Genomic DNA, 8575 nt, shown 5'->3' with positions numbered 1-8575 from the left:
TCGATCCGCTGGCGAGCCCGCTGCTCGGGTTGCACGTCGTCGGGAGCGGCCATGTCACCCGCAACGCTACGCAAGGCGTGCAGCCCGGACCGACCGAACCAGTGAACACACCACGGCGAGCCGGGCGACCGCCCTCGACTGACGACGAGAGGAGCCGCAACGTGCCTCGTCCTGAGACCCTCGCAGGCAGCTCTGCATCGCCGTCCTCGCGCCGCCCGACGCCATGGGGACCACGATCCGGACCTGAGCGGCGCTGGCGGCCGGAGATGTGTCGAGCGGGGGTCGCCGGGTAGATCGGCGATCATGGACCTGCCCACGGAGCTCCGAGACGATCTCGAGCGGATCAATCGTCTGCTCGTCACCCAACGGACCATGCCGGCGAAGCTCGAGGCCATCGCCGAGATCCTCGAACGGACCGTGCCCGGCTGCGACTCGGTCAGCATCTCCCTCGTCGTCGAGGAGTCCGCGGTGACGGGCGCAGCGTCGAGCCAGCTGGCCATCGAGGCCGACCTGGTGCAGTACGGACACGATCAGGGGCCCTGCCTCACCGCGGCGAAGGACCAGTCGCCGGTCAGGATCGACGTGCTGCAAGACGACGAACGCTTCGAGCACTTCGCCCCCGGTGCCATCGAGAAGGGCGTCGAGAGCGTGCTGTCGATCCCGTTGCTGTTCGACGGAGGGACGGTTGGATCGATCAACCTCTACTCCGAGACGCCGAACGCCTTCACCGCCGACACGACCCGGCAGATCGCCCCCTTCGCCGAGTACGCCGGCGAGGTCATCGCTCACTCCCCCCTCTACGCGGCGTCGCTCGACATGGTGGCGGGGCTCGTCGAGGTGGTCGATGACGCCGCGCAGGTCGAGATCGCCGTCGGGGTGCTCATCTTCCTGCGCGGCATGGATCAACGCGAGGCGTGGGAGTTCCTCCAACGCCAGGCGGCGGACACCGGCTCCTCCCTGGTCGAGACCGCTCGCCACGTCATGGCCACCAGGTCCAGCGACAGCCGCGACCCGTCGCTACGAGACCGGGATGACGCCGGCTGAGGGCCGGTTGGTCGAGCAGACGGAGTGGGCTGGGACTCCTCAGCCGGTGCTGGATCCCTGGCGATCGACGCCGGGCGATGCGGTGTCCGCGGTGAGCGGGCGCAGCTCGGCGCGGTAGTAGGTCCCTCCCGCCGCCGTCGGCCAGGTGGTGATCGAGATCTCGACCTCGACGCGGGTGCCGTCGCGTCGCAGGGCGGGCACGCGGGTGGGCCGTCCGATGAGGCGCTCCTCCCCTGTGTGCTGGTGCCGGGCGTACCCGGCCAGGTGCGCCTGGCGCAGCTCGGGCGGGATGATCACGGTGAGCCGGTGCCCGGCGAGTCGGCCCGCCTCCCAGCCCAGCAGCCGGCGGGCCGCACCGTTCAACCCGATGATCCGGTTGGCGTCGTCGGCGACGACGGTCGCCACCGTCGAACGCTCGAGGCGGCCGACCTCGTCGGGTCGCAGTCGGGACCTCTGGGAGACCGGTGCGGTGGGACCGGGCAGGGTCCAGGGCTGTGGCGCGCGGCCCTGCTCCTGGGTGCTGACCTCCTGGAGCAGCCACGAACGGCAGCTGACGAGCTCGTGTAGGTCAGGGCGGGCGAGCAGGTGGCCCGAGGTCGCCAGGTGCTGGGCCACGACCAGTCGCTCGAGGCGCTCGAGGGCGGCGTCTCCTGCACCGGCGGGCAGGTCGAGGTGGAGGTCGGTGGAGTGCAGGCCGCGCTCGGCGGCGCCGGCGGCGGCCTCGAGGAAAGGGGCGATGTCGAGCGCAGACTCCTGCCAGTCACCGCTGGCCACCTCGCCCAGCTCCCCGGCGATGCTCAGCAGCGACACCTCGCGCAACATGGCGTCGCCGGACTCGAGGGTCACCGGCAAGAGGTGCACCGGCGCCTGTCGCAGCACCACCGAGAAGGTGCTGCCCGCCCGGGACACGGGGCGACCGGAGCCATCCTCGCGTGCGTCGGGGTGCGTCCCCACCTCGAACCAGACGACCTTGCCGGCCCCGGTCGCCTCGGTGCCCCACCGGGCGGCCAGGGCCTCGACGAGGTCGAGCCCGCGCCCGGTGGTGGCATCCGCGCTGTAGTCGCAGATGTGCGGCTGGCGGGTGGAGCCGTCGGAGACCTCGACACGGAGCCACCCGGTGGTCGCTCGGACCCGCACCCCGATCGAGGTCCCGGCGTGGAGCACGGCGTTGGTGACGAGCTCGCTGACGAGGAGCACGCCGTGCTCGGCGAGGTCGGGCTCGAGGGGGGTGACGAGGTCGGCCACGGCCCGGCGCGCCCGTCCCGCCGACGACGCCTCGGGCGGGAGCGTGACGGACTCGTCGAGCTCGCTGCCCACCGTCATCGTGATCCTGTCCGGTCGAGAGCCATGCCGGGTGCGCCCGACGCGATCTTAGGGCGTGAGCAGCGGCGTCGAGGGCACATCGTCGCGCAACGGAAACCGCGAAGTTCGTTCACCGCAACACGACCCGGGTAGAGCGACGCGGCTCCCCCGCCCACGAAAGGCCTCCACCGTGCTCTCATCCCTCCGTCCCCACCTCTCCGCACCCGCGGGCGAGCCCGTCGAGCAGTGGCAGGCGGGCGACGTGTGTTCGGAGTTCCGTGGCCTCGGCCTGGAGCTCCAGCTGATCGACGCGGTCGACGAGCGGGACCGGGCCCGCGCCGCCTCCGCCACCGACCTCCCCCGGCTCGAGGCCCGGGTCCGGTCCCTGCAGGACCAGCTGGTGGACCTCGGCGAATAGATCGATGTCCGTTGACCGGGCGCGCCGTGGCCGGCGTCTCACCACCCCGGACGGCCGCCCGCAGGAGGATGCGCCGCGCGCCGGTCGGCTCGCACCCCGGCGGGTCTCGGCGGTGCGGGGGGCCACAGTCGTCGCGACCGTCTGCGCCGCCGCGCTGGCCGGCTGCGGCTGGATCGGTGACGCCGAAGCCGCGCCCCAGGCGCCCGGTAGCGTGCCCGCGCCCGGTCAGATCGGGTGCCGGCACACCGACGCGAGGGGCCGATGGGATCACGCGGTGGCGAGGACGACATGGGTGGCGGATCCGTGGCCGGACGCCGGACGGCCGCGACCACACTGGCCGTGCTCGCCGTCGGCCTCCTCGCCACCGGGGCACTGGCCGTGGCCGCCCTCACGGCCCGTGAACGCAACGAGGACCGGCTGATCCGTCAGCGGACCCGGGAGGCCTCGGCGGTGCTGGCTTCCAACCTGCCCACCGTGGAGCTCACGCTGGCGTCGTCGGTCGAGGTCGCCGAGGAGACGAACGGGGACACGGCGTCGTTCCGCCGGCTGATGCAGCCGCTCGTGGCCGAGGGCGGCTCGTCATCGTCGGCGTCGTTGTGGGAGGTGACCGGCGGACGAGCCCGGCTCGTGGTCTTCGTCGGAGACCGGCCCGCACTGACCTCGGAGCCCGATGGCGAGGTCGCGTCGTACCTCGATCGCGCCGCTCGCTCGTCGGCGGTCGCGGTGGCCGACCTGCTCGATGCGGAGCCCGCCACCCTGGGCTACGCCTCCTCCTCGCCCCGCCGGGAGTCGCGCTACGTCACCTACGCCGAGGCCCGCCTCGAGGAGACCCGGTCCTCTTACGAGCGCGAGGACGAGGCGTTCGCCGACCTCGACCTCGCCGTGTACCTCGGCGAGTCCGAGCGGTCCGACCGGCTCATCGTCGCCACCATGCCTGACCTGCCGATCACAGGGCGGAGGGCCACCGCGTCGGCACCCTTCGGCGACACGACGCTGTTGTTGGTGGCATCACCCCGCGACGACCTGGGGGGCGAGCTCCTGGCCGTGCTCCCGTGGCTGATCGCCGCCGTGGGAGCCGTGGTGTCGATCGGCTACGCCGTGCTGGCCCTCCGCCTCCTCCGGCGTCGGTCCCACGCCGAGCACCTGGCGAGCGACAACGCCCGGCTCTACGGCGAGCAGCGCTCCGTCGCTCAGACCCTGCAGCGGAGCCTGTTGCCCGAGCGGCTCCCGGCCGTGCCCGGTCTCGAGCTGGCCGCCCGCTACGAGGCCGGCGTCGAGGGCCTCGACATCGGCGGCGACTGGTACGACGTCGTGCCCACCGGCGAGACCACGGTGCTGCTCGTCGTCGGCGACGTGTCGGGCCGGGGTCTCGGCGCGGCGACGGTGATGGCATCGCTCCGCTACGCGATCCGGGCCTACGCGATCGAGGGCCACGGGCCCGAGGTCATCCTCGAGAAGCTCGGACACCTCCTGCGCCTCGAGCGCGACGGACACTTCGCGACGGTTCTGTGTGCCACGGTCGACAGCGAGGCCCGCACCTTCACCGTCGCCAGCGCCGGTCACCCGCCGCCGCTCGTGGTGGAGGGCGACGCGGGACGCTTCCTCGACCTCCCGATCGGCGCCCCCGTCGGGGTGCCGGCGGAGGGCGGCGGCTACCTGTCGCGCTCGTTCACCTTCGACGCCGGGACGGCGTTGCTGGTCTTCACCGACGGGCTCTTCGAGCGCCGGGGTGAGGTCGTCGACGCGGGCCTCGAGCGTTTGCGCCAGACTGCCGGGCGGCACGAGGATTCCCTCGACGGCCTGCTCGGGGCGATCGTCGTCCGGATGGCTGCTGCGGGCACGCGAGACGACACTGCGATCCTGGGAGTGAGATGGCTGAGCTAGACGACGAGACGTGGCTCGACGTCACCGTCGAGCCGAGCACCGACCCGCGGGTCATCAGGGCCGCCGGCGAGCTCGACGCGTCGACGGCGGGCGGCCTCAGGGACGCGGTGGACGGTGTCGCCGCCGGGTCGCCCGAAACGCTGGTCTTCGACCTCGCAGGGGTGGAGTTCATCGACAGCTCCGGGTTGGCGGTGCTGCTGGAGGCGGCGGCGCGGATCCCGAAGGTGGTGATGAGGAGCCCGTCGGTGGCCGTGCTCCGAGTGGTGCAGGTGACCGGGGTCGACCACGTGCTGACGAGTGAGTGAGTGAGTGAGTGAGTGAGTGCCCTCAGATCGAACGTGAGTTCGTACTTTGCGCTACGTTCGGGTTCATGGTCCGCCGCGCCGACCCCGAACGGGTGCACACCGCGCGCCTGTGGGGGTCGGTCGCCCGGCTGCGCGACGTGTGGGCTCAGGATCCTGAGCAGGTGGCACGGGTGCGGGCGCAGTGGCCCGGCCTGGCCGACGCCATCGACCGCCTGGTCGAGCTGGTGCGCTGGGATCGCCGGTAGGCGGGACCGATCGGTGCGGGCCGCACCACTTGAGAGGCCGCGCCAGTAGGCACCGGCGGTGCGGTGCGGCGGGGGAGCGACCGCGATACTCCTCCCCCGGGACGCCGCTCCCGGCCCTGCGACCCCTGGAGACCACCCATGCGCACCCGAGCGACCGAGCTGGTCGGCATCGATGTCCCGATCTTCGCCTTCTCCCACTGCCGCGACGTGGTCGCGGCGGTGACCAACGCCGGCGGGTGCGGGGTGCTCGGCGCCGTCGCCCACAGCCCCGAGCAGCTCGACGTCGACCTGCGGTGGATCGAGGACCAGGTGAAGGGCAAGCCCTACGGGGTCGACCTGCTGGTGCCGGAGCGCTTCGTCGGCTACGAGGAGGGCGGCCTCGACGCCGACAGCCTTGCCGGCCTGCTGCCCGCCGAGCACGAGGCGTTCCTCGACGACCTGCTGACCCGGTTCGACGTGCCGCCCCTGCCCGACGGCGTGACATCCGGCCGAGGCATCGGTGGGATGCGCGTCGACCCCAAGAGCATGGCGCCGCTGCTCGACGTCTGCTTCGACCACCGACCCCGCCTGGTCGCCTCTGCTCTCGGACCGCCTCCCGCCCACTTCCTCGAGCGGGCCCACGCCGCCGACATCCCCGTCGCCGCCCTGGCCGGCACCGTGGCCCACGCCCGCCGTCACGCCGAGGCGGGCGCCGACATGATCGTGGCCCAGGGCACCGAGGCGGGCGGTCACACCGGTCAGATCGCCACCATGGTCCTGGTGCCCGACGTGGTCGACGCCGTGGGCGAGGTGCCGGTGCTCGCCGCCGGTGGCATCGGCAACGGTCGCCAGCTCGCGGCCGGGATGGCCCTCGGGGCCGACGGCGCGTGGTGCGGGTCGGTGTGGCTCACCACCGAGGAGGCCGAGGTGCCCCCGTTCATCAAGGACAAGTTCCTCGCCGCCGGGGCGGGCGACACCGTGCGGTCACGGTCGATGACCGGCAAGCCGGCCCGGATGCTGCGCACCGCGTGGACCGACGAGTGGGAGGATCCCGCGGGCCCCGGTCCGCTGCCCATGCCGATCCAGCCGCTGCTGATCGGTCCGGCCATGGCCCGCATCGGTCGGGTGGCCGCCGCGCCGGGCTCGGGCGCGAACCAGCTCGTCACCTACTTCGTCGGCCAGGTCGTCGGCAGCATGAACACCGTGCGCCCCACCCGGCGGGTGGTGCTCGAGATGGTCGACGAGTTCATCGACGCCGTGCAGCGCCTCGAGGGCTTCCTCCGGACCGACTGAGCTCGGAGAGGGTGTGGTGTCGGTGAGCGAGCGCCGCGAGGGGACCAGGAGGTGCGGGCTCTCTGACGGCGGAGCCGGCCGCGCTCATCGGCGCCCGGCGATCAGCACCCCGCTCGATGTGGCCCCCGACCGGACGAGGGTCCACCGGTGAGCCAAGCGGTCGCGGCGGGCGTGGTCGCCGGCGTCCTCGCCGTGTTCAGCCCCGCGTGGCGGCTCAGCCGAGGATGGGTGACCCTGGCCCACGAGCTGGGTCACGCCCTCTCCGCGATCGTGGCTGAGGGTCGGGTCCGACGCATCCGGGTCAGCTTCGACACCTCCGGGGTCACCGAGTGGTCCGGCGCGTCGGTCGAGCGGAGGATCCCCCGTGGGTTCGTGGCGTGGTGGGGCCACCCGGCGCCGGGCGCGCTGGCGGTGGGCCTCGCCGTCGGTGTCGGCCTCGGCCACGAGGTGGTGACCGCCGCGATCCTCGGCGGGCTCACCGCCGTCGTGGCCGTGGTCTGGGTCCGCAGCTGGTGGGGGCTGGTCGTCAGCGGCGTCCTCGGCGTCGCGGCGAGCCTGGCCGCCACGACCGGGGAGTCGGTGGCGGCGGGGGTGGTCTCGGCTGTGGCGGTGCTCTGGGCGCTCGGCGGGCTGCGGGCGGCGATCGCCTCGGCTCGCCACGTGCGCCGGAGCGACGGCTCCGACCAGGCCGTCCTGGCCGAGGTGTTGTGGCTGCCGGTCGCCTTCTGGGCGGTGACGATGATCGTGATCTCGGGTGCTGCCGTCGCCGCCACCGGCGCCCTGCTGCTCCCCGTGCTCACCACCTGACCGGCGGCGACCGGTGGCGCTCCGAGCAGGGACGGCGCGGCGCGCCCGGCGCGGCGGTACCGTCCGACGATGCCTGGCCTCGAGAGCGACCTCACCGTGGCCGTCACCGGCCCCACGGGCACGTTCGGCTTCGGCCTGATGCCCCTGCTGGAGGCCGACCCCCGCATCCGTCGGGTGGTGGGCATCGCCCGGCGTCCGTTCGACCCGGCCGCCCACGGCTGGTCGAAGATGGAGTACCGCCAGGGCGACGTGCGCGACGCCGAGGCGCTCACCGACGCGTTCGGTGGGGCCGATGTCGTGATGCACCTCGCCTTCTTGATCACCGGCACCGCCTCACGAGAGGTCACCCGCGAGGTCAACGTGGACGGCACGCTCAACGCCTTCAGGGCGGCGGCGGCGGCCGGGGCCCGCCGCTTCGTCTACGCCTCGTCGGTGGCGGCCTACGGCTTCCACCGCGACAACCCGGTGGGCATGACCGAGGACTGGCCGGCCCGGCCTGCGGCCCGGCTCTTCTACGCCCAGGAGAAGGCCGAGCTCGAGCAGCTGCTGGAGACCGCGTCGTCCTCGACCCCCGAGCTCGACCTCTACCTGCTGCGCCCACCGATCGTCCTCGGTCCCCACGCCATGGGGGCCAAGGACCTCCTGCCCGGTCCGCTCGGCGCGATCGGTCGCCGGGTCGCCCGGGCCGTCGACCGGTTGCCGGTCCCCCTCCCGGTGCCGACCCCGGACCTCCCGTTGCAGCTCATCCACGAGGAGGACGTCGGCCAGGCGTTCCTGCTCTGCGCCGTCGGTGCCGGGCCGCCCGGCACCTACAACCTCACCGGCGACGGTGTGCTCACCGGGCGCGACGTGGCCCGCGAGCTCGGACTGGCGCCGCTCGCCGTGCCGGCCCGGCTCGTGCAGGCCGCCGCGCGCGGCATCGCCGCCCTGCCCCTGCCGTCGTTCGTCCCTCCGGTCGTCGAGTGGGCCGAGGCCGCCACCCACCCGTCGATCATGGACGCCACCAAGGCCAAGGAGGTGCTCGGCTGGCGGCCCCGGTTCACCGGCCTCGAGGCCCTGCGGGCCACCCTCGGCGGGGACCGGAGCTAGCCCCCGCCTGGCCGCGAGCCGGCGGGTCAGGCCGCGGCCTGGTCACCCGGACTCGTCCGAACCGGTCACGGAATCGGGCGTCCCGGCCCCCGGATCCCCGACCAGTGGGCCGCAGCAGGTACTCGGCCTGCAGGGGGCGGCGGGACCAGGTGGCGCGCTACCGGGCGGCGAAGCTCGACGTGCCGGGCCGGTCGGGCTGCAGGGCGCAG

The 8575-nt window shown here is 73.5% G+C and carries 9 protein-coding genes; 8 read left to right on the top strand and 1 reads right to left on the bottom strand.

The window, feature by feature from the left end:
• Positions 1 to 303: 303 nt before the first annotated feature.
• Positions 304 to 1044: a GAF and ANTAR domain-containing protein gene (locus VNL12_RS16960; protein ID WP_325596128.1), complete on the top strand. Its 741-nt coding sequence runs from the start codon at positions 304 to 306 to the stop codon at positions 1042 to 1044.
• 39 nt (positions 1045 to 1083) lie between these two features.
• Here the strand turns inward: VNL12_RS16960 and VNL12_RS16955 are convergent, their stop codons facing one another.
• Positions 1084 to 2367: a PAS domain S-box protein gene (locus VNL12_RS16955; RefSeq protein WP_325596127.1), complete on the bottom strand. Its 1284-nt coding sequence runs from the start codon at positions 2365 to 2367 to the stop codon at positions 1084 to 1086.
• Positions 2368 to 2536: 169 nt separating this feature from the next.
• Here VNL12_RS16955 and VNL12_RS16950 point away from each other — a divergent pair, with 169 nt between their 5' ends.
• The 7 genes from VNL12_RS16950 to VNL12_RS16920 all read left to right on the top strand — a co-directional run bounded on the left by VNL12_RS16950 (position 2537) and on the right by VNL12_RS16920 (position 8366).
• Positions 2537 to 2764 carry a hypothetical protein gene (locus tag VNL12_RS16950; RefSeq protein ID WP_325596126.1) on the top strand — a complete coding sequence of 76 codons (228 nt, stop codon included), beginning with the start codon at positions 2537 to 2539 and terminating at the stop codon, positions 2762 to 2764.
• Positions 2765 to 3025: 261 nt separating this feature from the next.
• On the top strand, positions 3026 to 4648 hold the full coding sequence (locus VNL12_RS16945) for a PP2C family protein-serine/threonine phosphatase (protein ID WP_325596125.1): 1623 nt from the start codon (positions 3026 to 3028) through the stop codon (positions 4646 to 4648).
• Entirely contained in the window at positions 4636 to 4953 is a 318-nt protein-coding gene (locus VNL12_RS16940) for an STAS domain-containing protein (protein ID WP_325596124.1), read from the top strand. The genes VNL12_RS16945 and VNL12_RS16940 overlap by 13 nt, the downstream gene beginning before the upstream one ends.
• 65 nt (positions 4954 to 5018) lie before the next feature.
• The gene (locus tag VNL12_RS16935) at positions 5019 to 5198 is read left to right on the top strand and encodes a hypothetical protein (protein ID WP_325596123.1); all 180 of its coding nucleotides are present in this window, start codon (positions 5019 to 5021) and stop codon (positions 5196 to 5198) included.
• Positions 5199 to 5336: 138 nt separating this feature from the next.
• Positions 5337 to 6470 carry a nitronate monooxygenase family protein gene (locus tag VNL12_RS16930; protein ID WP_325596122.1) on the top strand — a complete coding sequence of 378 codons (1134 nt, stop codon included), beginning with the start codon at positions 5337 to 5339 and terminating at the stop codon, positions 6468 to 6470.
• Positions 6471 to 6617: 147 nt separating this feature from the next.
• Positions 6618 to 7277, top strand: coding sequence for a M50 family metallopeptidase (locus tag VNL12_RS16925; RefSeq protein WP_325596121.1), 660 nt, complete (start codon positions 6618 to 6620; stop codon positions 7275 to 7277).
• Between the two features lie 69 nt (positions 7278 to 7346).
• Positions 7347 to 8366 carry an NAD-dependent epimerase/dehydratase family protein gene (locus VNL12_RS16920; protein ID WP_325596120.1) on the top strand — a complete coding sequence of 340 codons (1020 nt, stop codon included), beginning with the start codon at positions 7347 to 7349 and terminating at the stop codon, positions 8364 to 8366.
• The last annotated feature ends 209 nt before the right edge of the window (positions 8367 to 8575 follow it).

It is taken from the genome of Iamia sp., from assembly GCF_035575815.1.
Taxonomy (GTDB): Bacteria; Actinomycetota; Acidimicrobiia; order Acidimicrobiales; family Iamiaceae; genus Iamia.
This window is presented reverse-complemented; position numbering and strand designations above follow the sequence as displayed.

Bases quoted from the DNA above. Each gene is read 5' to 3' on its own strand.
- VNL12_RS16960 (WP_325596128.1), top strand. From the start codon at position 304: ATGGACCTGCCCACGGAGCTCCGAGACGATCTCGAGCGGATCAATCGT.
- VNL12_RS16955 (WP_325596127.1), bottom strand. From the start codon at position 2,367: ATGACGGTGGGCAGCGAGCTCGACGAGTCCGTCACGCTCCCGCCCGAG.
- VNL12_RS16945 (WP_325596125.1), top strand. From the start codon at position 3,026: ATGGGATCACGCGGTGGCGAGGACGACATGGGTGGCGGATCCGTGGCC.
- VNL12_RS16940 (WP_325596124.1), top strand. From the start codon at position 4,636: ATGGCTGAGCTAGACGACGAGACGTGGCTCGACGTCACCGTCGAGCCG.
- VNL12_RS16935 (WP_325596123.1), top strand. From the start codon at position 5,019: ATGGTCCGCCGCGCCGACCCCGAACGGGTGCACACCGCGCGCCTGTGG.
- VNL12_RS16930 (WP_325596122.1), top strand. From the start codon at position 5,337: ATGCGCACCCGAGCGACCGAGCTGGTCGGCATCGATGTCCCGATCTTC.
- VNL12_RS16920 (WP_325596120.1), top strand. From the start codon at position 7,347: ATGCCTGGCCTCGAGAGCGACCTCACCGTGGCCGTCACCGGCCCCACG.